This is a genomic window from Mycobacterium sp. (genome assembly GCF_019243155.1).
GTDB lineage: Bacteria > Actinomycetota > Actinomycetes > Mycobacteriales > Mycobacteriaceae > Mycobacterium.
This window is the reverse complement of sequence record NZ_JAFAUS010000218.1, coordinates 1-20,645: the sequence shown is the minus strand read 5'-3', so window position 1 is coordinate 20,645 and position 20,645 is coordinate 1. Positions and strand designations below refer to the sequence as shown.

The 20,645-nt window shown below is 66.9% G+C and carries 26 protein-coding genes; 13 read left to right on the top strand and 13 right to left on the bottom strand.

What is annotated here, in order from left to right; genetic code table 11:
• From JOZ00_RS10965 to JOZ00_RS10950, 4 genes are all read right to left on the bottom strand, one after another.
• Window positions 1-578: 1-deoxy-D-xylulose-5-phosphate synthase N-terminal domain-containing protein (locus JOZ00_RS10965; RefSeq protein WP_293343615.1), on the bottom strand; the 578-nt coding region annotated here is incomplete at its 3' end.
• Between the two features lie 38 nt (window positions 579-616).
• Window positions 617-2,080, bottom strand: a complete 1,464-nt coding sequence (locus tag JOZ00_RS10960) for a cation:proton antiporter (protein WP_293343613.1) — start codon at window positions 2,078-2,080, stop codon at window positions 617-619.
• Between the two features lie 76 nt (window positions 2,081-2,156).
• Window positions 2,157-3,353 carry a class I SAM-dependent RNA methyltransferase gene (locus tag JOZ00_RS10955; RefSeq protein ID WP_293343617.1) on the bottom strand — a complete coding sequence of 399 codons (1,197 nt, stop codon included), beginning with the start codon at window positions 3,351-3,353 and terminating at the stop codon, window positions 2,157-2,159.
• A 17-nt stretch (window positions 3,354-3,370) separates the two neighbouring features.
• Window positions 3,371-5,365: an APC family permease gene (locus JOZ00_RS10950; RefSeq protein ID WP_293343611.1), complete on the bottom strand. Its 1,995-nt coding sequence runs from the start codon at window positions 5,363-5,365 to the stop codon at window positions 3,371-3,373.
• A 126-nt stretch (window positions 5,366-5,491) separates the two neighbouring features.
• On the opposite strand from JOZ00_RS10950, the gene JOZ00_RS10945 reads away from it, so the two are divergent.
• Together JOZ00_RS10945 and JOZ00_RS10940 are read left to right on the top strand one after the other, a co-directional pair.
• Window positions 5,492-6,157, top strand: a complete 666-nt coding sequence (locus JOZ00_RS10945; protein ID WP_293343609.1) for a TrkA family potassium uptake protein — start codon at window positions 5,492-5,494, stop codon at window positions 6,155-6,157.
• Window positions 6,158-6,245: 88 nt separating this feature from the next.
• Window positions 6,246-6,923 (top strand): TrkA family potassium uptake protein, encoded by a 678-nt coding sequence (locus tag JOZ00_RS10940; RefSeq protein WP_293343607.1) that lies wholly within the window; start codon window positions 6,246-6,248, stop codon window positions 6,921-6,923.
• Here JOZ00_RS10940 and JOZ00_RS10935 read toward each other — a convergent pair.
• Window positions 6,920-7,576, bottom strand: a complete 657-nt coding sequence (locus JOZ00_RS10935) for a DUF3159 domain-containing protein (protein WP_293343606.1) — start codon at window positions 7,574-7,576, stop codon at window positions 6,920-6,922. The genes JOZ00_RS10940 and JOZ00_RS10935 overlap by 4 nt on opposite strands.
• Before the next feature lie 59 nt (window positions 7,577-7,635).
• Window positions 7,636-8,004, bottom strand: a complete 369-nt coding sequence (locus JOZ00_RS10930) for an OB-fold nucleic acid binding domain-containing protein (protein ID WP_293343604.1) — start codon at window positions 8,002-8,004, stop codon at window positions 7,636-7,638.
• A gap of 138 nt (window positions 8,005-8,142) precedes the next feature.
• On the opposite strand from JOZ00_RS10930, the gene JOZ00_RS10925 reads away from it, so the two are divergent.
• A complete protein-coding gene (locus tag JOZ00_RS10925; protein ID WP_293343602.1) occupies window positions 8,143-8,841 on the top strand; it encodes an alpha/beta hydrolase in 699 nt (232 codons plus the stop codon).
• Window positions 8,842-8,848: 7 nt separating this feature from the next.
• Here JOZ00_RS10925 and JOZ00_RS10920 read toward each other — a convergent pair whose 3' ends face one another.
• Together JOZ00_RS10920 and dut are read right to left on the bottom strand one after the other, a co-directional pair.
• Window positions 8,849-9,601: a DUF3710 domain-containing protein gene (locus JOZ00_RS10920; RefSeq protein WP_293343601.1), complete on the bottom strand. Its 753-nt coding sequence runs from the start codon at window positions 9,599-9,601 to the stop codon at window positions 8,849-8,851.
• The gene (dut, locus tag JOZ00_RS10915) at window positions 9,601-10,065 is read right to left on the bottom strand and encodes a dUTP diphosphatase (RefSeq protein WP_293343600.1); all 465 of its coding nucleotides are present in this window, start codon (window positions 10,063-10,065) and stop codon (window positions 9,601-9,603) included. Before dut ends, JOZ00_RS10920 begins: the two co-directional genes overlap by 1 nt.
• 25 nt (window positions 10,066-10,090) lie before the next feature.
• On the opposite strand from dut, the gene JOZ00_RS10910 reads away from it, so the two are divergent.
• Complete coding sequence (locus tag JOZ00_RS10910) at window positions 10,091-10,576, top strand: DUF3093 domain-containing protein (RefSeq protein WP_293343598.1); 486 nt, start codon at window positions 10,091-10,093, stop codon at window positions 10,574-10,576.
• A 4-nt stretch (window positions 10,577-10,580) separates the two neighbouring features.
• Here the strand turns inward: JOZ00_RS10910 and JOZ00_RS10905 are convergent, their stop codons facing one another.
• Window positions 10,581-10,883 (bottom strand): DUF4193 domain-containing protein, encoded by a 303-nt coding sequence (locus tag JOZ00_RS10905; protein ID WP_007774871.1) that lies wholly within the window; start codon window positions 10,881-10,883, stop codon window positions 10,581-10,583.
• 181 nt (window positions 10,884-11,064) lie between these two features.
• Between JOZ00_RS10905 and cei the strand changes: the two genes are divergently transcribed.
• Entirely contained in the window at window positions 11,065-11,715 is a 651-nt protein-coding gene (gene cei, locus JOZ00_RS10900) for an envelope integrity protein Cei (RefSeq protein WP_293343593.1), read from the top strand.
• Between the two features lie 5 nt (window positions 11,716-11,720).
• On the opposite strand, the gene JOZ00_RS10895 is transcribed toward cei, so the two are convergent.
• A complete protein-coding gene (locus JOZ00_RS10895; protein WP_293343591.1) occupies window positions 11,721-12,590 on the bottom strand; it encodes an inositol monophosphatase family protein in 870 nt (289 codons plus the stop codon).
• Between the two features lie 66 nt (window positions 12,591-12,656).
• On the opposite strand from JOZ00_RS10895, the gene ppgK reads away from it, so the two are divergent.
• The 3 genes from ppgK (at window position 12,657) to JOZ00_RS10880 (ending at window position 15,632) form a co-directional block, all read left to right on the top strand.
• The gene (ppgK, locus tag JOZ00_RS10890) at window positions 12,657-13,466 is read left to right on the top strand and encodes a polyphosphate--glucose phosphotransferase (protein WP_293343590.1); all 810 of its coding nucleotides are present in this window, start codon (window positions 12,657-12,659) and stop codon (window positions 13,464-13,466) included.
• Window positions 13,467-13,643: 177 nt separating this feature from the next.
• Window positions 13,644-15,188, top strand: a complete 1,545-nt coding sequence (locus JOZ00_RS10885; protein WP_293343588.1) for an RNA polymerase sigma factor — start codon at window positions 13,644-13,646, stop codon at window positions 15,186-15,188.
• Window positions 15,189-15,221: 33 nt separating this feature from the next.
• Window positions 15,222-15,632 carry a RidA family protein gene (locus JOZ00_RS10880; RefSeq protein WP_293343586.1) on the top strand — a complete coding sequence of 137 codons (411 nt, stop codon included), beginning with the start codon at window positions 15,222-15,224 and terminating at the stop codon, window positions 15,630-15,632.
• Here the strand turns inward: JOZ00_RS10880 and JOZ00_RS10875 are convergent.
• Window positions 15,584-15,940: a DUF952 domain-containing protein gene (locus JOZ00_RS10875; RefSeq protein ID WP_293343584.1), complete on the bottom strand. Its 357-nt coding sequence runs from the start codon at window positions 15,938-15,940 to the stop codon at window positions 15,584-15,586. The two genes, JOZ00_RS10880 and JOZ00_RS10875, sit on opposite strands and share 49 nt — an antisense overlap.
• A 135-nt stretch (window positions 15,941-16,075) precedes the next feature.
• Between JOZ00_RS10875 and JOZ00_RS10870 the strand changes: the two genes are divergently transcribed.
• Both JOZ00_RS10870 and JOZ00_RS10865 read left to right on the top strand, forming a co-directional pair.
• A complete protein-coding gene (locus tag JOZ00_RS10870) occupies window positions 16,076-16,261 on the top strand; it encodes a hypothetical protein (protein WP_293343582.1) in 186 nt (61 codons plus the stop codon).
• Window positions 16,262-16,326: 65 nt separating this feature from the next.
• A complete protein-coding gene (locus tag JOZ00_RS10865; RefSeq protein ID WP_293343580.1) occupies window positions 16,327-17,331 on the top strand; it encodes a YihY/virulence factor BrkB family protein in 1,005 nt (334 codons plus the stop codon).
• Here the strand turns inward: JOZ00_RS10865 and JOZ00_RS10860 are convergent, their stop codons facing one another.
• Window positions 17,332-17,571, bottom strand: coding sequence for a DUF3039 domain-containing protein (locus tag JOZ00_RS10860; protein WP_293343578.1), 240 nt, complete (start codon window positions 17,569-17,571; stop codon window positions 17,332-17,334).
• 76 nt (window positions 17,572-17,647) lie between these two features.
• On the opposite strand from JOZ00_RS10860, the gene JOZ00_RS10855 reads away from it, so the two are divergent.
• The 3 genes from JOZ00_RS10855 to JOZ00_RS10845 all read left to right on the top strand — a co-directional run bounded on the left by JOZ00_RS10855 (window position 17,648) and on the right by JOZ00_RS10845 (window position 19,998).
• Window positions 17,648-18,052 (top strand): DUF3099 domain-containing protein, encoded by a 405-nt coding sequence (locus JOZ00_RS10855; protein ID WP_293343576.1) that lies wholly within the window; start codon window positions 17,648-17,650, stop codon window positions 18,050-18,052.
• A gap of 139 nt (window positions 18,053-18,191) precedes the next feature.
• Window positions 18,192-19,181 carry a sigma-70 family RNA polymerase sigma factor SigB gene (sigB, locus tag JOZ00_RS10850; protein WP_293343574.1) on the top strand — a complete coding sequence of 330 codons (990 nt, stop codon included), beginning with the start codon at window positions 18,192-18,194 and terminating at the stop codon, window positions 19,179-19,181.
• Window positions 19,182-19,308: 127 nt separating this feature from the next.
• Window positions 19,309-19,998: a metal-dependent transcriptional regulator gene (locus JOZ00_RS10845; protein ID WP_293343572.1), complete on the top strand. Its 690-nt coding sequence runs from the start codon at window positions 19,309-19,311 to the stop codon at window positions 19,996-19,998.
• A 10-nt stretch (window positions 19,999-20,008) separates the two neighbouring features.
• Here the strand turns inward: JOZ00_RS10845 and JOZ00_RS10840 are convergent.
• On the bottom strand, window positions 20,009-20,645 hold a 637-nt coding region (locus JOZ00_RS10840; protein ID WP_293343570.1), incomplete at its 5' end, for a DUF4192 domain-containing protein.

Sequence of the window (20,645 nt, the reverse complement as noted above, 5' to 3'; positions counted from 1 at the left end):
AGCCGCAGGGTGGCCAGATGGTCGGCGACGCCGCCGATCGTCGGCGCGTAGCTTCGGCCGTTGTCGTTGACGACGATGATCACGGGCCGACCGGAGGCGGCGATGTTGTTCAGCGCCTCCCAGCACATGCCGCCGGTGAGCGCGCCGTCCCCCACGATCGCGACGACGTGGCGGTTGCGGTGACCGGTGAGCTCGAAAGCCTTGGCCAGGCCGTCGGCGTACGACAGGGCGGCGCTGGCGTGGCTGGACTCCACCCAGTCGTGTTCGCTTTCGGCGCGCGACGGATACCCCGAGAGGCCGCCCTTCTTGCGCAGGCTCTCGAAGTCCTGGCTGCGCCCGGTCAGCATCTTGTGGACGTAGGCCTGATGACCGGTGTCGAAGATGATCGGATCGTGGGGAGAGTCAAACACGCGATGCAACGCCAGGCTCAACTCGACCACGCCGAGGTTGGGGCCCAAATGGCCCCCGGTGGCAGCAACCTTATGTATCAGAAACTGGCGAATCTCGTCGGCAAGTTCGCGTAGCTGCTGTTGGGAAAGGTGCTGCAGATCTGCGGGCCCGCGGATCTGTTCCAGCATCCCGTCAGTCTACGCAGCGGCCGGCTGGTGAGGACGCCCTAACAAGATCCGAAAAGTTCCTCCAGGATGTCCCGAAGTTCGGGATCCCCCAGGATGACGACCTGGTCACCGGCCTCGAGTTCGGTGTCGCCGCGGACCGGCACCAGGCCCGTGGCGCGCACAACAATGCTCACCCAGATGTCACCGGCGCGGTCACCAAGACCCTCGATCGTGCACCCCTCGGCTGCAGACCCCGGGGCCACATGCAGGCGATGCACCCCCTCGGGCTCGCGCTGGAGCCGGACACCTATCTCCCATGGCTGCGTCTCGACCGTCCGCATGGGCAGGCGCAGAAGCTTTGCGACACCGGGCACCGAACTGCCCTGCACCAGGACGGAGAAGGCGACGACTACGACGACGATGCCGTAGAGACGTTCGGCGTCGGCAACGTGGGCGGCCCGCAGGAACTCGCCCAACAGGATCGGCACCGCGCCCTTGAGGCCGGCGAAGAGTATGAACGCGCATTCGTTGCGCTGCAGCCGTACGGGAGCCAGGCACGAGCCCACAGCCAGCGGGCGGATCACCACGGTCAGGACCACCCCGAGGATCAGTCCGGGAATCCAGACGTCGGCGTGGACAAGCACATTCAGATCGACCGTCAAACCCAGCACGGCAAACGCGACGATTTCGGCCAGACCGGCCATGGCGGCATGGAATCGCTTGATGTCCGGCTTGTACGGCGCGCGAGCGTCGCCGATCACGATGCCTGCGACGAACACCGCCAGGAATCCCGAACCGTGGGCAAGCGTGGCAATGCCGTAAAGCATCAGGCTGCACGCCAACGTTCGCAGCGAGTAGAGGGCCTCGCCCGGCAACGCCACGCGACGCATGAAGACGAGCAGGAGGCGACCGCCGATCACCCCGATCGCCAAACCGATGGCCATCTGGAGAACGAATTGCGTTCCCACGCCGACGAATCCGGCTGCGCTGAGACCACCCGCCGCGACCAGGCCGCCCATCAACGCGATGCCGACCGGATCATTGGCCCCGGACTCGCCCTCGAGGATGGTGCTGCTGCGACCGGCGATCTGGCGCTTGCCCAAGACGGAGAAGACCACGGCCGGATCGGTCGGCGACACAGCCGTCGCCACGAGCACCGCAGGGAACCAATCGATTCCGCATCCGTAGTGCAGCATCACCGCCCCGCCAGCGGCGGTGAGGGCGGTTCCCACGACGCCGACGGACAAAATAGGGACGGCCGCCTCGCGAAACCGCGAAGGTCCGATGTGCATGCCGCCGTCGAACAACACCAGCACCAGCGCGATGGTGATCACCCGCTCCACTGTCGGCTCGGACAGTGGCTGTACCGCGGGCACGGCGTGCACCACCACGGCCGCCCCGACCAAAACGAGCAGAGCCACCGGGATTTTGATCCGCTCGGTCAGCCGATTCGCTAACACGGCGACCAGCCCGACGGCACTCGAGAACAAGACGATCAACGCGTAGCGGAGGGTCTCGTTCACGATGGCAGCACCCGAGCCTCTCGATCGGTCGACAAGGACATCGCCGACCAGACTTCCCGGCACACCGCGACGGAGTCTAGCCTGCGATCGGATTCCGCGTGAGCAGCGCAACGCATTCGGTGTGATGGGTCAGCGGGAACGCGTCGAACACCTTGATCGTCTCGACCGTGTAGCCGTGACCGCGGTAGAGCCCGATATCGCGGGCGAAAGACGCTGCCTCGCAACCGATGTGCACCACGCGCGGCACCCCGGCCGCGGCCAGCAGATCGATCACCTCGCGCCCGGCACCGGCCCGCGGCGGATCCAGCAGCGCCACATCGGCGCTCGCTCGTTGCGCCAGCAGCGCCCGCCGCACCGAGTCCGTGACGACCTGCACCTGCGGCAGGTCGGACAGCGCCGCCCGGCCGGCCTGGGTCGCCGCGCGCGACGTGTCCACCGTCAACACCCGTCCGCTCTCCCCGACGGCGTCGGCCAGTACCGCGGCGAAAACGCCCGCGCCGCCGTAGAGATCCCACGCGGTCATGCCGGCGCCGGGCTGCGCCCAGTCGGCCACCAGTGCGCTGTACACCTCGGCCGCGTCGCGGTGCGCCTGCCAGAAGGCCGTCACCGGAATCTGCCAGCGGCGCCCGCGAACTCGTTGCACCGCCTCGTAGCGGCCCTCGACCACCTTGGCCGACGAGCGCTTGCCTTGGCGCATGCTGCGCACCACATGGCGGTCACCTTCATCGTCCACGGCCACATGCAGCTGTGCCATGGCCGGCCACTCGGTCTCGGCGAGCCCGTCGAGCATCCCGGCCGGCAACTGTGCACAGCGCAGGTCGGTCACCAAATCGTCGCTGTGATAACGGTGAAAGCCGGGCCGCCCGTCGGCGCCTACGTCGAGCCGGACCCGGGTGCGCCAACCGGTCGCGGCGGGATCCGACAGCGGCTCGGCCTCGCCGGCCCACTGATGCCCACCGAGTCGCTCCAGCTGATTGGCCACCACTTGCGCCTTGAGCGTGCGGACCGCCGCCGGGACGGCGAACGCCAGGTCGCAACACCCGGCTCCGTCCACGCCGGCGATCGGGCACAACGACTCCGTCCGGTCGGCGGACGGCTCGATCACCTCGACAACCTCTGCGTGCCAATAAGATCCGCGCTGGGCGGTGACCCGGACACGCACCCGTTCCCCGGGCAGTGCGTAGCGGACGAACACCACGCGGCCTTCGTGGTGCGCCACGCAACTGCCGCCGTTCGCCGGGGCACCCGTCACGAGCGTCAGCTGCGCTGGCACTTCATCGGGAGCGCCGGTCAATCGAAGATTCCCCGACGAGCGTCACCCGGTGCGGCGTGGTGTTGCAGCGTCTGCAGCCGCTCCGACGAATTCAGTTGCCAGGGAACGGAAGTCACCATGACGTTGGGCATGAAGAGCAGCCTTCCCTTGAGCCGCAGCGCGCTCTGGTTGTGCAGCACCTGCTCCCACCAATGCCCCACCACATATTCGGGGATGAACACCGTGACCACGGTGCGCGCCGACTCCTTGCTGATCCGCTTGACGTAATCGAGTATGGGGCGCGTGATTTCGCGGTACGGCGAGGCGATGACCTTGAGCGGCACGCTGATATCGCTTTCCTCCCACCTGTGCACCAGGTCTCGGGTCTCCGCGTCGTCGACGCTGACGGTCAGGGCCTCGAGCGTGTCGGGCCGGGTTGCCCGCGCGTACGCCAGCGCGCGCAACGTCGGCAGGTGCAGTTTGGACACCAGCACCACGGCGTGGTTGCGGCTGGGCAACACCACATCGGACTGGGCGGCGGCCTGCTCGGCCAGTTCGCGGTTGACGGTGTCGTAGTGCTTGCGGATCAGTTTCATGATGAGGAATAGCGCACCCATCGCGAACAGGGCGATCCACGCCCCGGAGAGGAACTTCGTCACCAGGACGACTAGCAACACCGCGCCGGTGGAAAGCAATCCGACGGTGTTGACCACCCGTGAGCGCATCATCTTGCCCCGCGCTCGCGGATCGGTCTCGGTTCGCAGCAACCGGGTCCAGTGCCGGACCATGCCGATCTGGCTCAGCGTGAAGGAAATGAACACGCCGACGATGTAGAGCTGAATCAACGCGGTGACCTCGGCGCGGAAGGCGATGATCGCGGCCAGCGCCGCAGCCGACAAGAACAGGATTCCGTTGGAGAACGCCAATCGGTCTCCGCGCGTGTGCAATTGGCGTGGCAGATAGCTGTGCTGCGCCAGCACCGAGCCGAGCACCGGAAACCCGTTGAACGCGGTGTTGGCCGCCAGCACCAGGATGAGCGCGGTCACCGTGGCGATCAGCAGGAACCCGATGTGGAAGCTGCCGAACACCGTCTCAGCGAGCTGTGTGACCAGAGTCTTCTGGTAGTAGTTCGGCGGGGCGCCGGTCAACTGGGTGCCGGGATCATCGACGAGTTTGACCCCGATCTGTTCGGCCAACACGATGATGCCCATCAACAACGCCACCGCGATTCCGCCCAGCATCAGCAGCGTGGTCGCGGCGTTGCGCGACTTGGGTTTCTCGAATGCCGGCACCCCGTTGCTGATCGCCTCCACACCGGTCAGTGCGGCACACCCCGAGGAGAACGATCGCGCCACCAAGAATGCCAGCGCGAACCCGACGACCTGTCCGTGCTCGGCGTGCATCTGGAAGCCGGCGGACTCGGCCCGCAGCGGATTGCCCAACACGAAGATCCGAAAGAGACCCCAGCCGATCATGACGAAGACCCCGACGATGAACGCGTAGGTCGGGACGGCGAACGCGACGCCGGATTCGCGGATGCCGCGCAGGTTCAGCGCCATCACCAACAGGATCGCCGCCACACAGAACCAGACCTTGTTGTGCGCGACTACCGGGAGCGCCGAGCCGATGTTCGACATCGCCGATGCCGTCGAAACAGCAACGGTCAGAACGTAATCCACCATGAGCGCGCTCGCGACGACCAGGCCCGCGGTGTCACCGAGATTGGTGGTGACCACTTCGAAGTCACCACCGCCGGACGGGTACGCGTGCACGTTCTGCCGGTAGCTGGCCACCACAACCAACATCACCGCCGCCACCGCGAGGCCGATCCACGGCGTCAGCGCGTACGCGCTCACCCCGGCCACCGAGAGCATCAGGAAGACCTCTTCGGGTGCGTACGCCACCGAAGACAGCGCGTCGGAGGCGAACACCGGCAAGGCGATCCGCTTGGGCAGCAGGGTGTGGCTCAGCCGGTCGCTGCGGAACGGCCGGCCGATGAGCAACCGGCGCGCTGCGGTTGAAAGTTTGGACACGAGAGCCAAGGGTAAGCCCAGACCGGTTTCGCGGTAGCGTTCGTAGCCGAGAATGTCCACGGACCGAATCGGCTGGCCAACGGGGTTTGCCGGTCGGGGGTGCAGACGCAGCCGAGAGGATCGCACGTGCGGGTAGTAGTGATGGGCTGCGGCCGAGTGGGGTCGTCGGTGGCCGACGGCCTGTCTCGCATCGGCCACGACGTCGCCGTCATCGACCGCGACAGCACCGCCTTCAATCGGCTCAGCCCGGAGTTTGCGGGCGAGCGCGTGCTCGGCCAGGGGTTCGACCGCGATGTCTTGCTGCGCGCCGGCATCGAGGGAGCCGATGCGTTTGCCGCGGTGTCTTCGGGAGACAACTCGAACATCATCTCGGCCCGGCTGGCGCGGGAAACCTTCGGCGTCAAGCGCGTGGTCGCCAGGATCTACGACGCCAAGCGCGCCGAAGTCTACGAACGCCTCGGCATCCCCACCATCGCCACCGTGCCCTGGACCACCGATCGCCTCCTGAATGCGCTACTGCGGGAGTCCGAGACCGCCAAGTGGCGTGATCCGACCGGGACGGTCGCCGTCATCGAGGTTGTCTTGCACGAGGATTGGATCGGGCACCGGTTCACCGACCTCGAACAGGCCACCGATGCCCGGGTGGCGTTTCTGATCCGGTTCGGCAGCGGTGTGCTGCCCGAACCCAAGACGGTGATCCAGGCCGGCGACCAGGTTTATGTCGCCGCGATCTCCGGGCGTGTCGCGGAGGCGGTCGCCATCGCCGCCCTACCACCGAGCGAAGACCTGTGATGAATCCGAGCGACTTTGAGGAGCGGGCGCACATGAAGACCGCCGACGACGATAGAGCCGGCGCAGCCGGGTATGAGGAGCGGCGCAGATGAAAGTAGCTGTCGCCGGGGCCGGTGCGGTCGGCCGCTCGGTCACTCGGGAACTCGTCGGCAACGATCACGACGTGACGCTGATCGAACGCAATCCCGATCACGTCGACGTCGATGCCATCCCCGCCGCGCACTGGCGCCTGGGCGATGCGTGCGAGCTGAGTCTGCTGGAGTCGGTGCACCTGCACGAGTTCGACGTGGTGGTGGCCGCCACCGGCGATGACAAAGCCAACGTGGTACTGAGCCTGCTGGCGAAAACGGAATTTGCGGTGCCCCGGGTGGTGGCCCGGGTCAACGATCCCCGCAACGAGTGGCTGTTCACCGACGCCTGGGGCGTCGACGTCGCGGTGTCCACGCCGCGCATGCTGGCGTCACTCATCGAAGAGGCCGTGGCCGTGGGCGATCTGGTGCGGCTCATGGAATTCCGCAAGGGCCAGGCGAACCTGGTCGAGATCACCCTGCCCGACGACACACTGTGGGGCGGCAAGCCGGTGCGCAAACTGCAACTGCCCCGCGACGCCACTCTGGTGACGATTCTGCGCGGCCCACGGGTCATCGTGCCCGAGGGCGACGAGCCGCTGGAAGGCGGCGACGAGTTGCTGTTCGTCGCGGTCGCCGAGGTGGAAGAGGAACTGCAGAAGCTGGTGCTGCCGGACAGCCTGCCCGCGCCGGACTAGTCGCGGACGCTGTCGGCGTCCTCGGGGACGCCGTCGTCATCTGCGCAAGCGATGGCCCGCTGGGCGGACTTGATCGCCGCGTACGTCACCAGCGCGGCGATGGCTGTCAGCGGCCAGCCCATGCCGATCCGCGCCACCGCGAGCCATCCGGTCTGATCGGCTTCGTACAGCAGCCGCTGCACCGCGAACCGGGCGCCGAACACCAATACCCAGCACAGCGAGGCGATGTCGAAGGCGTAGACGGCCCGCGGCACACCGCGCCAGCCGTACCCGCGCCCGCTGGCCCAGCTCCACGCGTACCCGACCAGCGGCCGGCGGACCAGGATCGACACCGCGACCACCACGGCCCACACCAGCGACATCCAGATGCCCAGCAAGAAGTAGCCCTTGGACTCCCCCACGACATAGGCGATCAGCGCGCAGACCGCGACGCCGAGGAATCCAGAGAACGCCGGCTGCACGGAGTCGTGGCGAATCACCCGCCAGAGCAACACCAGCGCGGCCACGCCCAGCGCGGATCCGATCGCGGCCAGTAGACCCGACACGCTCGACATCATCACGAAGACCACCACCGGCAGCGACGAGTAGATGAGGCCGCTCACCCCGCCCGCTTGCTCCAGCAGGCGCTCCGGCCTGGTGCGACTAGTTGCCATGTGTTCGGACGAGTTCGACTCCCGGGGTGACGAATGTGGCCCCGAATTGTCGGAGAACGTCACCGCTGAATTTCGTAATGCGGGTTGTAAATCGCTTTAGTACCGTTCTCCAGCTTGCCCAGCCGGCCCCGCACCCGCAATGTCCGGCCTGAGTCGATGCCCGGAATGCGGCGTTGTCCGAGCCACACGAGTGTCACGGTGTCGCTACCGTCGAACAGTTCGGCGCGTAGTCCGCCCGCGCAGGCCTTGCCGTTGCACTCCACGCTGCGCAGCGTCCCTATCATCGTGACCTCCTGGCCACGTTCGCAGTCGATCGCGCGCTGAGCTCCGGTGCTGGCGACCTCGTCGGATAACTCCTCGGAGTCGCGCTGCTCCGGATCCTCCGTCAACCGACGCGTGAGCCGGCGCAGATACCCTTGGGCCCCCATGGCCACTCCTGACAAATGCTGATAAGCCTCGATGCTTCCATTTATGCCAACGGACACCGTAGACCTCTTGGTTCCCGTGCGCCAACCGAGCCAAACCTGATTTTGGGGGCCGGATGAACGCCGGGGCACTATCTAGGGGTGGTTGTCGATCTACGCGGTGTCACCACCGTTTTGTTGCCCGGAACCGGATCCGACCATGACTACGTTCGCCGGGCTTTTTCCGGCCCGTTAGCCGAGGTCGGAGCGTTGTTGGTGACGCCGCCGCCCCGCCCCGACCGCTTGATCGACGGTTATCTGTCCGCCTTCGACGACGCGTCTCGCGACGGCCCGATCGCCGTCGGCGGCGTCTCACTCGGCGGCGCGGTGGGCACCGCGTGGGCACTGGCCCATCCCGATCGCGCCGTCGCCGTCCTGGCCGCGCTGCCCGCGTGGGTCGGCGCCCCTGCAGACGCGCCCGCCGCTCTTGCCGCGCGGTATTCGGCGTCGCAGTTGCGCGCCGACGGGCTGGCGGCGACGACGGCCCAGATGCGGGCGTCCAGTCCGCCGTGGTTGGGCGATGAGCTGACGCGATCGTGGCGCGCTCAGTGGCCGCAACTGCCCGACGCCATGGAGGAAGCGGCGGACTATGTCGCGCCCAGCCATGCCGAGCTCGCCCGGTTGGCCGTGCCGCTGGGACTGGCCGCGGCGGTCGACGATCCGATCCATCCGCTGCACGTCGCCGTCGACTGGGTCAACACCGCGCCGCGCGCGGCGCTGCGGACGGTGACGCTCGATCAGATGGGCGCGGACACCGCCGCGCTGGGCGCGGCCTGCCTGGCCGCGCTCGCGGACCTCTAGCCGCCCTTCAGCCGCCCGTCGTGGTGCGCAACTGCTGCATGGCCGATCCCTCGGCGCTGCGGCGGGCGGCCGGCTCGGGCCTCGCCTGCTCGTCGGCTTGTTGCGCGCCTTGCTGTGCGGCCTGTTGCGCCGCCGCGGCTTCCCGCAGCTGCTGCGCCATCGGCTCGGGCAACTGCACGGTCAGCGGCGTCCGCACCGGAAGCGGCGTGTCGCCACGCCGAACAACGGTGTCCGCCAAGGCGGCTCGCGCCTCCCGCTCCAGCGCTTCCATGGTCTCGTGCGAGCCGTTGACGACGCAGCGGATCATCCAGCGGTAGCCGTCCACACCGATGAAGCGCACCACGCCGGTCGCGACGCCGACCACCTCGCGGCCCCACGGGCCGTCCTTGATGCTGACCGTGGCCGAGTCGTTGCGCAGCGATTCGGCGAGTTCGCCGGCGACTTCGCGCCACAGGCCAGCCGTCTTCGGTGCCGCGTAGGCGGCGATGGTGAACCGGCCGTTGGGTGTGACGACCCACACCGCGCTCGGGACGCCAGTCTCGGTCAGCTCGACCTGCAGCTGGCCAGCCTCGGGCATCGGGATCAGTACCGAGCCCAGGTCTAGTCGCGCCAACTCCGCGACCGCGGGGTCGTCGAAATCGTCGATGTCGAACGGGCCTTCCAGCTCTTCGTCGAACTCGTCGTCGATCGGGTCGGCGGCGGCCTCCGCCGCTACCGACTCATCGCGGTCGTCTTTGCCTGATCTACCGAATGCCGCCATCACAAACTCGCATGTCCGCCGGAGGAACCGTGACCACCGTCGCCACGGGATGTTTCGGCCAGCCCGGCCTCGTCGAACGACGACACCTCGACCAGCTCGACCAACTCGACCCGCTGCACCAGCAACTGGGCGATGCGATCGCCACGGTGCACCACGATGGGCTCTTCCGGGTCGAGGTTGATCAGCGCAACCTTGACTTCGCCGCGGTAGCCCGCGTCGATGGTGCCGGGACTGTTGACGATCGAAAGTCCAACTCGCGCGGCCAATCCCGACCGCGGATGGACCAGGCCGACCATTCCGAACGGAATGGCAACCGCCACACCCGTTCGCACCAGGGCGCGTCGCCCCGGGTCCAGCTTCACGTCCTCCGCGCTGTACAGATCGACGCCCGCGTCCCCCTCGTGGGCACGAGTGGGCAGCGGAAGCTCGGGGTCAAGGCGGACGATGGCCAGACTATTCGACACGGGGCCACAGATTACCCTTGACCGCGTGTCTGGTACGCGCGTCGCGCCGCACAGTGTGCGATATCGCGAACGACTATGGGTTCCGTGGTGGTGGTGGCCGCCGGCTTTCGGGCTGGCGGCGCTGATCGCATTCGAAGTCAACATGGGCATTCGCACTCTGCCCCACTGGCTGCCGTACGCAACGTTGTTCGTGGTCGCGGTCGGGGCGTTGTTGTGGCTGAGCCGCATCGAGATTCGGGTCTTAGCCGACCCGGCTGTCCCGGGCGGAGTGGAGTTGTGGGCGGGCGATGCGCACCTGCCGGCGACGGTCATCGCCCGCTCGGCAACCATTGAGCCCTCCGCGAAGTCTGCGGCGTTGGGGCGCCAACTCGATCCAGCGGCCTTCGTGCTGCACCGGGCGTGGGTCGGCCCGATGATCCTGGCAGTCCTCGATGATCCAGACGATCCGACGCCGTACTGGTTGGTGAGCTGCCGTCACCCGCAACGGGTGCTGTCGGCATTACGCAGCTGACCGATCAGGCTGCGCAGTCGGTACAGATCATCACGCCGTTCTTCTCGCTGGCCAGCCGACTGCGGTGTTGTACCAGAAAGCAGCTCGAGCAGGTGAACTCGTCAGCCTGCTTCGGAATGACTCGAACCGAAAGCTCTTCGCCAGACAGGTCGGCACCGGGGAGCTCGAAATTCTCAGCGGTCTCAGATTCGTCGACGTCCACGACGGCGGAAGCCGCCTCGTTCCGTCGCGCTTTGAGCTCCTCCAGCGAGTCCTCGGAGACGTCATCGGTCTCAGTACGCCGTGGAGCGTCATAGTCGGTAGGCATTGCCCAATCCCCTCACATGCCCTTGTTGCTCAAGCATCGCTTTGTACCAGCGTCGAACGCATCCACCAAACGATTCGTGCCCGTATCACGGCCCGTTAATGTGTGATTTACGTCACACCTCCATTTTGGACCTTGAGTTCGTCCTTGAACAGTGCGTTTAGCGTGCCGCTAGAGTGCACCTGTGGTCGCACAAATCACAGAGGGTACCGCCTTCGACAAGCATGGTCGGCCCTTTCGCCGGCGCAATCCCCGGCCGGCCATCATCGTGGCGATCTTCCTGGCGGTGGTCACGATCGTGGTCTGGATCGTTGCGCTGACCCGACCGGCGAAGGTGCACGAGGCCGCGGTGTGCAATCCACCGCCCAAGCCGGCCGAGTCGGCGCCGGCCCAGCTCGGGGAGCAGGTGTCGCGCAGCGCAATGATGGACGTCACGCCCGCCAAACTCACCGACACCAAGGTCCGCGTCCTCAACGCGAGCGGCCGCGGCGGGCAGGCCGGTGACGTCGCCGGCGCGATGAAAGACCTGGGCTTCACCCAGCCGACCGCCGCCAACGATCCCGTCTACGCCGGCACCCGTCTCACCTGTCAGGGCCAGATCCGTTTCGGCACGGCCGGACAGGCCACTGCCGCGGCGGTGTGGCTGGTGGCGCCGTGCATGGAACTGTTCACCGACAACCGCTCCGATGACTCCGTTGACCTCGCGCTGGGGACCGACTTCACCTCGCTGGCCCATAACGACGACATCGATGCCGTGCTCGCCACCTTGAAGCCCGGCGCTACCGAACCGTCAGATCCCGCGCTGCTCGCCAAGATTCACGCCAGCAGCTGCTGAGGCGTTCAATCCAGGATCGGGTCCAGGCCGCCCCAGCGGCCCAGCGCGGCCAACAGTTCGTCGGCGATTCCGGGCGCGGCGGCCACCACCAACCCGGCCCCGGTCACATCCGGCCCGGGCAGTAACACCCGGGCCCCCGCCTCGGCCGCGATCAGCGCGCCCGCGGCGCGATCCCACACCTGCAGCCCGTGTTCGTAGAAGGCGTCCAGCCGGCCCGCCGCGACCATGCACAGATCAAGCGCCGCCGAGCCGATGCGCCGAATATCGCGGACTACCGGCAACATTCGCGCCAGCAGCGCGGCCTGCGTCACGCGGCGTTGCGGCGAGTAACCGAAACCGGTGCCCAGCAACGCCATCGACAAATCGTCTACGGGGGCGCAGCGCAACGGGGTCGATCCGTTCTCGTCGATCACGTGCGCGCCATGGCCGGTCGCCGCCGAATACACCCGGCCGCCAACCACATCGGCGACGGCCCCGGCCACCGACACGCCGTCGATCTGCGCGCCGACCGAGACCGCGTAAGCGGGGATGCCGTAGACGAAATTCACCGTGCCGTCGATGGGGTCGAGCACCCAGGTGACCGCGCCGGCGGGGGTGGCCGCCGGACTGGCGGGACCGCCGCCCTCCTCGCCGAGAATCGGCTCCCCAGGCCGTAATTCGGCCAACCGGTCGCGCAGCAGCCGCTCTGTCTCGGTGTCGACCACCGTCACGGGATCGGTAGGGGTGCTCTTCGATCGCACCGCGTCGCTGCCGTCGGAACCCGCCGCGGCGCCGAAAACCTCGGCGCGGCGGCGCCGCACGAATTGGGCGGCCTCCGCGGCAACGGTTTCGGCCACCGTGCGCAGCCGCACGGGATGGTCATCGGGTCGGGTCACCGACCTATCGCATCACAGCCCCCGGGATAAGGTGATCGGACAGCCCCGTCTCGCCGAGGAGATTCGATGACGACCACCGACTCGACCACGGGCGAGCCCGGCAGCGGCGCGGCCGACGGCTCGCCGCCGCGCCGCGGGTTCGGCATCGACGTCGGCGGCAGCGGCATCAAGGGCGGCATCGTCGACTTGGAGACCGGACAGTTGATCGGTGAGCGGATCAAGCTGTTGACCCCGCAACCGGCGACGCCGTCGGCAGTCGCAAAGACCATCGCCGAAGTAGTCAAGGCATTCGGCTGGACCGGTCCGCTCGGCGTGACCTACCCCGGCGTCGTCGCCCACGGAGTGGTCCAGACGGCGGCGAATGTGGACAAGTCGTGGATCGGCACCAACGCGACCGACATCATCGGCGCCGAGCTCGACGGCCAGGAGGTCACGGTCCTCAACGACGCCGACGCGGCCGGCCTCGCCGAGGAGCGCTACGGCGCAGGCAAAAACCTGACGGGTCTGGTCGTGCTGCTCACCTTCGGCACCGGCATCGGATCCGCGGTGATTCACAATGGGACGCTGATCCCCAACACCGAATTCGGGCATCTCGAAGTCGGCGGCAAGGAGGCCGAGAAGCGAGCCGCGTCCTCGGTCAAGGAGAAGAACGACTGGAGCTTCGAGAAGTGGGCCAAGGAGGTGACCAGGGTGCTCGTGAGCATCGAGAACGCGATGTGGCCCGACTTGTTCATCGCGGGCGGAGGCATCAGCCGCAAGGCTGACAAGTGGGTTCCGCTGCTCGAAAACCGCACCCCGGTGGTGCCCGCGGCGCTGCTCAACACCGCCGGAATCGTCGGCGCCGCGATGGCCGCCACATCCGACGTGACCCACTGAATTTCGCCCGGCAGGACCGTGCGGCCGCGCACTGTCGTTACAATGGTCTTCGGCGAGCGCCCGAGCCTATAGCGTGCTAATACGCACGCTGATACCAACGCCGACATCGACATAGCAGACACTTTCGGTTAACCATGCCCATACCCACCGAGAGTGAGTCCGAACGAAGGGGTGTAAGTGGCAGCGACCAAAGCAAGCCCGGCAACGGATGGGCCGGTGAAACGCACCGCCACGAAGTCTCCGTCGTCCCCCGCTAAGCGACCCGCGGCGAAAGCCGCCCACGGCGCAGCGCCCGCGAAGCGGGCCGCCAAGACGGACTCGCCGAGCAAGTCGGCCGACGCCGAAGCAGGCGACAACACCAAGAAGACCCGCGCGGCCAAGAGCGCCGACGGCAAGGCGCCGGCCCGCGGAACCAAGGCGGCCGGCAAGGGTGCGGCCGATCCGGACGCCGACCTGGAAACCGTCGATTCCGACGGCGCCGAGGATCTCGACACCGAACCCGACCTCGAGGGTGAGCCGGGCGACGACATCGACATCGACGCCGACCTCGGTCTTGAGGACCTCGACGAGGAAGAAGCCGCAGCCGACGGCGAGGAGGCCGAGGCGAGCGACGACAGCGACGAGGGCGAGGACGCCGAAGACACCGAGGCCGCCCCGGCCGCAAAGGCCGCCAAGCCCGCCGCCGAAGAGGAAGACGAGATCGCCGAGCCTTCCGAAAAGGACAAGGCTTCCGGCGATTTCGTGTGGGACGAAGACGAATCCGAGGCGCTTCGACAGGCCCGTAAGGACGCCGAACTCACGGCATCGGCCGACTCGGTTCGCGCCTACCTCAAGCAGATCGGCAAGGTGGCGCTGCTCAACGCGGAGGAAGAGGTCGAGCTGGCCAAGCGGATCGAGGCCGGTCTGTACGCCACGCAGCTGATGACCGAGATGACCGAGCGCGGCGACAAACTGCCCGCCGCTCAGCGTCGCGACATGACGTGGATCTGCCGCGACGGCGACCGCGCGAAAAACCATCTGCTCGAAGCGAACCTGCGGCTGGTGGTTTCACTGGCCAAGCGCTACACCGGCCGCGGGATGGCGTTCCTCGACCTCATCCAGGAAGGCAACCTGGGCCTGATCCGCGCGGTCGAGAAGTTCGACTACACCAAGGGCTACAAGTTCTCCACCTACGCGACATGGTGGATCCGCCAGGCCATCACCCGCGCCATGGCCGACCAGGCCCGCACGATCCGCATCCCGGTGCACATGGTCGAGGTGATCAACAAGCTGGGCCGCATCCAGCGCGAGCTGCTGCAGGACCTGGGCCGCGAACCCACGCCCGAAGAGCTCGCCAAGGAAATGGACATCACACCCGAGAAGGTGCTCGAGATCCAGCAATACGCGCGCGAGCCGATCTCGTTGGACCAGACGATCGGCGACGAGGGCGACAGCCAGCTGGGTGACTTCATCGAGGACAGCGAAGCCGTGGTGGCCGTCGATGCGGTGTCGTTCACGCTGCTGCAAGATCAACTGCAGTCGGTCCTGGAGACCCTCTCCGAGCGCGAAGCCGGGGTAGTACGGCTGCGCTTCGGACTTACGGACGGCCAGCCCCGGACCCTCGACGAGATCGGGCAGGTCTACGGCGTGACGCGCGAGCGCATCCGCCAGATCGAGTCCAAGACGATGTCAAAGTTGCGCCACCCCAGCCGTTCCCAGGTGTTGCGCGACTACCTCGACTGAGATCGGGCGGGTCGCAACACATTCAGGGCCGTCATGTCAGGCGATCGCCGGCTGGTGACGTCCGACTCCGAATTCGAGTCGGTGGTGGGATATTCGCGGGCGGTCCGGGTCGGGCCGCTGGTGTCGGTGGCCGGGACGACCGGCACCGGGCCCGCGGGTGATATCGCCGCCCAGGCCCGAGACGCCTTGCGCCGCATCGAGATTGCGCTGCAGCAGGCGGGGGCGTCGCTCGCCGATGTCGTCCGCACCCGGATCTACGTGACGGACATCTCGCGCTGGCGCGAGGTCGCGGCGGTGCATGCGGACGTGTTCGGCGCGATACGTCCTGCGGCCACGATGGTCGAAGTGTCCGCGCTGATCGCGCCCGGGTTGCTGGTTGAGATCGAAGCCGACGCCTACGTCGATGCGAGCGGCGGAAAGCGGCCGTCCGGCGCCGGCGGGTAGGCGGTGACCCTGATCACGGCGCCCACGGGCAACGGACCATACAGATGCGGGAACAGCATCGACTCCGGATCCGTTGTCACCCCTGGCTCCCAACGCACGGGAGAGTCCAGCAGGGCCGGGTCGATGTGCAGCAGTACCAAATCGGCACGGCCGCGGTAGAGGCGGTTGGCCGGCAGGTGCACCTGCTCCGGCGCGGACAGGTGGATGAAGTCGGCACCCGCGGCGGGTCGGATTTCACCGTCGCGCTGAGCCCCCGACCATTCCTCGGTTCCGCACAGATGCACCAGCAGATCAGGAGAAGACGTCACGCTCGAACATTTTAGAAAGTTCGCCGAAACCAAACGTTTACAGGTTATGAGAAACGACACACCTGGTAACGATCGGGGAACAACGCGAAAACCGTATACGTCTGAGAGAGTAGATAAAAGCAGAACGGAGAAGCCATGAATGCAACTCTGACCAGTCCCGAGCTAACCAGAGCAGACCGTTGCGATCGCTGCGGTGCTGCAGCTCGAGTCCGCGCCAAGCTGCCTTCTGGAGCTGAGCTCCTCTTCTGCCAGCATCACGCCAACCAGCACGAGGCGAAGCTCGCCGAGCTGGCCGCCGTGATCGAGGTCAGCGAGAGCTGAACCAGTCGGACTCACCCGCCGCCAATATGGGCGGCGCGAGCAGTTATGCGTGATGCTGGGATGGTATGAGCGATCAAGTCGCGAAGCCGTCCCGTCATCACATCTGGCGAATCAGTCTGAGGACCCTTTCGAAGAGCTGGGACGACTCGATCTTCTCGGAGTCGGCGCAGGCCGGCTTCTGGTCGGCGCTGTCGCTGCCGCCCCTGTTGCTCGGGCTGCTGGGGACCTTGGCCTACGTGGCGCCGCTGTTCGGTCCGGACATGCTCCCCAGCATCGAACGCCAGGTGATTTCGACCGCGCACAGCGTGTTCTCCCAGAGCGTGGTCAACGAGATCATCGAACCCACGATCCGTGACATCGCGAGCAACGCGCGCGGGGAGGTCGTGTCGCTGGGCTTCCTGATCTCGCTGTGGGCGGGGTCCTCGGCCATATCGGCGCTCGTCGATTCCGTGGTCGAGGCGCATGACCAGACGCCGTTGCGCCATCCGGTGCGACAGCGGCTGTTCGCCTTATTCCTCTACGTAATGGGATTGATCGTCGCGGTCGCGACTGCGCCGTTAGTCGTGCGCGGACCGCGCAAGATCGGTGAACACATCCCGATCAGCCTGGCCAACGTGCTGCGCTACGGCTACTACCCGGCGTTGATCCTCGTCCTGACGTGCGGGGTGGTGATCTTGTACCGGGTGTCGCTGCCGGAACCGCTGCCGACGCATCGCCTGATCTTCGGAGCGGCGCTGGCCACCGCGGTCTTCGTGATCGCCACCCTGGGCCTGCGTATCTATCTGCAGTGGATCACCAGCACCGGCTACACCTACGGCGCGTTGTCCACGCCGATCGCGTTTTTGCTGTTCTCGTTCTTCGGCGGCTTCGCGATCATGATCGGCGCTGAACTCAATGCCGCCATTCAAGAAGAATTTCCGGCGCCCCGCACGCACGCGCACCGGCTGCGCAGATGGCTGCTGTCGCGCTCGCCCGCGCTGGCGAAGGCGGCGGACACCCTGTCGAATCCCGTAACGACGAACCCCATCACCGCGCAACGCGACGTCGCGACGGTCGAACGGCCGAGTTGATCAGCCCTTCTTAAGCTGTTCGTAGATCTTCTTGCACTCCGGGCAGACGGGCGAGCCCGGCTTCGCGGCGCGGGTGACGGGAAAAACCTCACCGCACAGGGCCACCACGTGGTTGCCCATGACCGCGCTCTCGGCGATCTTGTCTTTCTTGACGTAATGAAAGTATTTCGGGGCATCGCTGCCGGTCCCGTCGTCGACGCGTTCGTCGGTATCGGTGCGCTCGATCGTCTGGGTCTGCATATCTGACATTGTGCACTGCTTGGCCCGCCGCGAACCGGTTGAGCCGGATTCGCTGCGGTGTGGGACAGTGGAGAATATGAAGCGCGGCTCCGATTTGGGGTTCGACGATGATGGCCGGCCAGTGCTCATCACCGGTGCCTCCATCTCATATGAGGAACAGCACCGCGCGCGCGTCCGTAAATACCTGACGCTGATGGCTTTCCGCATTCCGGCGCTCATCCTGGCCGCCCTCGCCTACGGCGCCTGGCACAACGGCCTCATCTCGCTGGCGATCGTGGCGCTGTCGATCCCGTTGCCCTGGATGGCCGTGCTGATCGCCAACGACCGGCCGCCGCGCAGCGCCGACGAGCCGCGGCGGTTCGACGATGCGCACCGGCGCACTCCCCTTTTCCCGAGCGCCGAACGCCCCGCGATCGAGCCGCGCCGTGACCCGCCGCCGGACTGGCCGCCCGGCCCGGCGGACGGAATCCATCACAACTAGCTTCCGCCGCGCGGTGATGACGAGGGCACTCGTCGTACTTCTCAGGACTTTCTCAGGTCGTCGGCACATTTGTGCACGTCAAGAGGTGTTAGATCGCAGATTGCTGGGAACTCTGAGCCCTGATCTGTCGTTGAACCTCATGACAGAACAAGCCGAACGGGAGGTCGCTATGGCGAACGCCAGCACGAGCAGATTTGATGGCGATCTGGATGCTCAAAGCCCCGCAGCGGATTTGGTGCGCGTATATCTGAACGGAATCGGTAAGACCGCCCTGCTCAACGCGGCGGGCGAGGTCGAACTGGCCAAGCGCATCGAAGCTGGGCTCTATGCAGAACATCTGCTGGAAACTCGTAAACGCCTCGGCGAGAACCGCAAACGCGACTTAGAGGCCATAGTTCGCGACGGCCAGGCAGCACGCCGCCACCTGCTGGAAGCGAACCTGCGGCTGGTGGTTTCGCTTGCCAAGCGGTACACGGGCCGCGGCATGCCGTTGCTGGACTTGATCCAGGAGGGGAACCTCGGACTGATCCGCGCGATGGAAAAGTTCGACTACACAAAGGGATTCAAGTTCTCGACCTACGCCACATGGTGGATCCGGCAGGCCATCACCCGCGGTATGGCCGACCAGAGCCGCACCATTCGGCTGCCCGTCCACCTGGTGGAGCAGGTCAACAAGCTGGCGCGCATCAAGCGCGAGATGCACCAGAACCTGGGGCGCGAGGCCACCGACGAGGAGCTTGCGGCCGAGTCCGGCATACCGGTCGACAAGATCAACGATCTGCTCGAGCACAGTCGCGACCCGGTAAGCCTGGACATGCCGGTCGGCTCGGAGGAAGAGGCCCCGCTGGGCGACTTCATCGAGGACGCCGAGGCGATGTCCGCGGAGAACGCGGTGATCGCCGAGCTGCTGCACACCGACATCCGCAGCGTGCTGGCCACCCTCGACGAGCGTGAGCACCAGGTGATCCGGCTGCGTTTCGGCCTGGACGACGGCCAGCCGCGCACGCTGGACCAGATCGGCAAGCTGTTCGGCCTGTCCCGCGAGCGGGTTCGTCAAATCGAGCGCGACGTAATGTCCAAACTCCGCAATGGGGAGCGTGCCGACCGGCTACGGTCATACGCGAGCTAAGCCTCCACAAGCCAGGTAGCAGTCAGTATGCCCGCCGCGTCTGCGGCGGGCATACTGCTTGACTAGGGAGCGTTACACCTATTCACGCAGCTGGCCAAGTAGACTCAGCGTCGATGGAAGGTGCTGAATGAACGACCTGGTTGACACCACCGAGATGTACCTGCGGACCATCTACGACCTCGAAGAAGAGGGCGTGACGCCGCTTCGTGCCCGTATCGCCGAGCGCCTCGATCAGAGCGGGCCGACTGTCAGCCAAACCGTCTCCCGCATGGAGCGTGACGGGCTGCTCCACGTCGCGGGCGACCGCCACCTGGAACTCACCGACAAGGGCCGCACGCTTGCCGTCGCCGTGATGCGCAAACACCGCCTCGCCGAGCGGTTGCTCGTCGACGTGATCGGTGTCCCCTGGGAAGAGGTGCACGCCGAGGCGTGCCGGTGGGAACACGTGATGAGCGAGGACGTCGAGCGGCGGCTGGTGAGGGTGCTCAACAACCCGACCACCTCCCCCTTCGGCAACCCGATCCCGGGCCTGTTGGAGCTGGGAGTGGGCCCCGAGTCGGACTCCGACGACGCCAATCTCGTCCGGCTTACCGAGCTGCCCGCCGGGGCGCCGGTGGCCGTGGTGGTCCGCCAACTCACCGAACACGTTCAGGGCGACATCGACCTGATCACCCGCCTCAAAGACGCCGGCGTCGTCCCCAACGCGCGCGTGACCGTCGAGACCGGAGCCGCCGGGGTGACCATCGTCATTCCGGGCCACGAGGACGTCACGCTGCCGCACGACATGTCCTACGCGGTCAAGGTCGAGAAGGTCTGACCGCTCACCGCTAGCACGCCCTGCGGCCGAACGGCCGTCGCGGCGGTATTCGGACACCGAACCGCTTGGCCAGCCGGTAGCCGGTGTGCGCCAGTTCGCGAATGTCCTCCGGCCGCAGGCCGGTCTGCAAGGCGATGTCCAGCATGCCCGCCATCCGGTGGTCGGGATCGCAGCGCAGCGCGGCCTCCAGCGACACCCCGGCAAGCGGCCCGTCGCCGCGCGCGTACGCGCTGAACGCGAGCAGCACCAACGCCTCCACCCGCCACGGCGCCGGCAGGGTGCGTGCCAGCATCGCCCACAACGTCTCGGCGTCGCCGGCGCCCTGGCCCACCGCGAGGGCGTACAGGATGTCGCGCACCTCGACATCGCCCAGCGCACAACCCAACTCGGCCACGTCGGCGTCGGCCAGCTGCTTGCCGGCCGCGACCCGGGCCGCGGCGGCCATGGCGCTCTCGACCTCGCGTCGGGCGCAGCCGACCGGGTCCGCGCGATGGGCGGCCTCGCGTCTGGCGGCCTGGTCGCACAGCGCGTCCCCCAGCTCGGCCGTGCGCACCGCGTCGTCGACCGCCATCACGGCCTGCAGGTCGGCGCGCCGGGGATAGAGCCGCCTGCCGTCGAGCACCGCCGCTGCGGCCAGCGGCGAGGCC

What these genes read in the sequence shown, in the direction of transcription:
- JOZ00_RS10940 (WP_293343607.1), top strand. Translation starts at nt 6,246, where the DNA reads ATGAAAGTAGCTGTCGCCGGGGCCGGTGCGGTCGGCCGCTCGGTCACT.
- JOZ00_RS10935 (WP_293343606.1), bottom strand. Translation starts at nt 7,576, where the DNA reads ATGGCAACTAGTCGCACCAGGCCGGAGCGCCTGCTGGAGCAAGCGGGC.
- JOZ00_RS10930 (WP_293343604.1), bottom strand. Translation starts at nt 8,004, where the DNA reads ATGGGGGCCCAAGGGTATCTGCGCCGGCTCACGCGTCGGTTGACGGAG.
- JOZ00_RS10920 (WP_293343601.1), bottom strand. Translation starts at nt 9,601, where the DNA reads ATGGCGGCATTCGGTAGATCAGGCAAAGACGACCGCGATGAGTCGGTA.
- JOZ00_RS10905 (WP_007774871.1), bottom strand. Translation starts at nt 10,883, where the DNA reads ATGCCTACCGACTATGACGCTCCACGGCGTACTGAGACCGATGACGTC.
- ppgK (WP_293343590.1), top strand. Translation starts at nt 12,657, where the DNA reads ATGACGACCACCGACTCGACCACGGGCGAGCCCGGCAGCGGCGCGGCC.
- JOZ00_RS10880 (WP_293343586.1), top strand. Translation starts at nt 15,222, where the DNA reads ATGTCAGGCGATCGCCGGCTGGTGACGTCCGACTCCGAATTCGAGTCG.
- JOZ00_RS10870 (WP_293343582.1), top strand. Translation starts at nt 16,076, where the DNA reads ATGAATGCAACTCTGACCAGTCCCGAGCTAACCAGAGCAGACCGTTGC.
- JOZ00_RS10865 (WP_293343580.1), top strand. Translation starts at nt 16,327, where the DNA reads ATGAGCGATCAAGTCGCGAAGCCGTCCCGTCATCACATCTGGCGAATC.
- JOZ00_RS10860 (WP_293343578.1), bottom strand. Translation starts at nt 17,571, where the DNA reads ATGCAGACCCAGACGATCGAGCGCACCGATACCGACGAACGCGTCGAC.
- JOZ00_RS10855 (WP_293343576.1), top strand. Translation starts at nt 17,648, where the DNA reads ATGAAGCGCGGCTCCGATTTGGGGTTCGACGATGATGGCCGGCCAGTG.
- sigB (WP_293343574.1), top strand. Translation starts at nt 18,192, where the DNA reads ATGACAGAACAAGCCGAACGGGAGGTCGCTATGGCGAACGCCAGCACG.
- JOZ00_RS10845 (WP_293343572.1), top strand. Translation starts at nt 19,309, where the DNA reads ATGAACGACCTGGTTGACACCACCGAGATGTACCTGCGGACCATCTAC.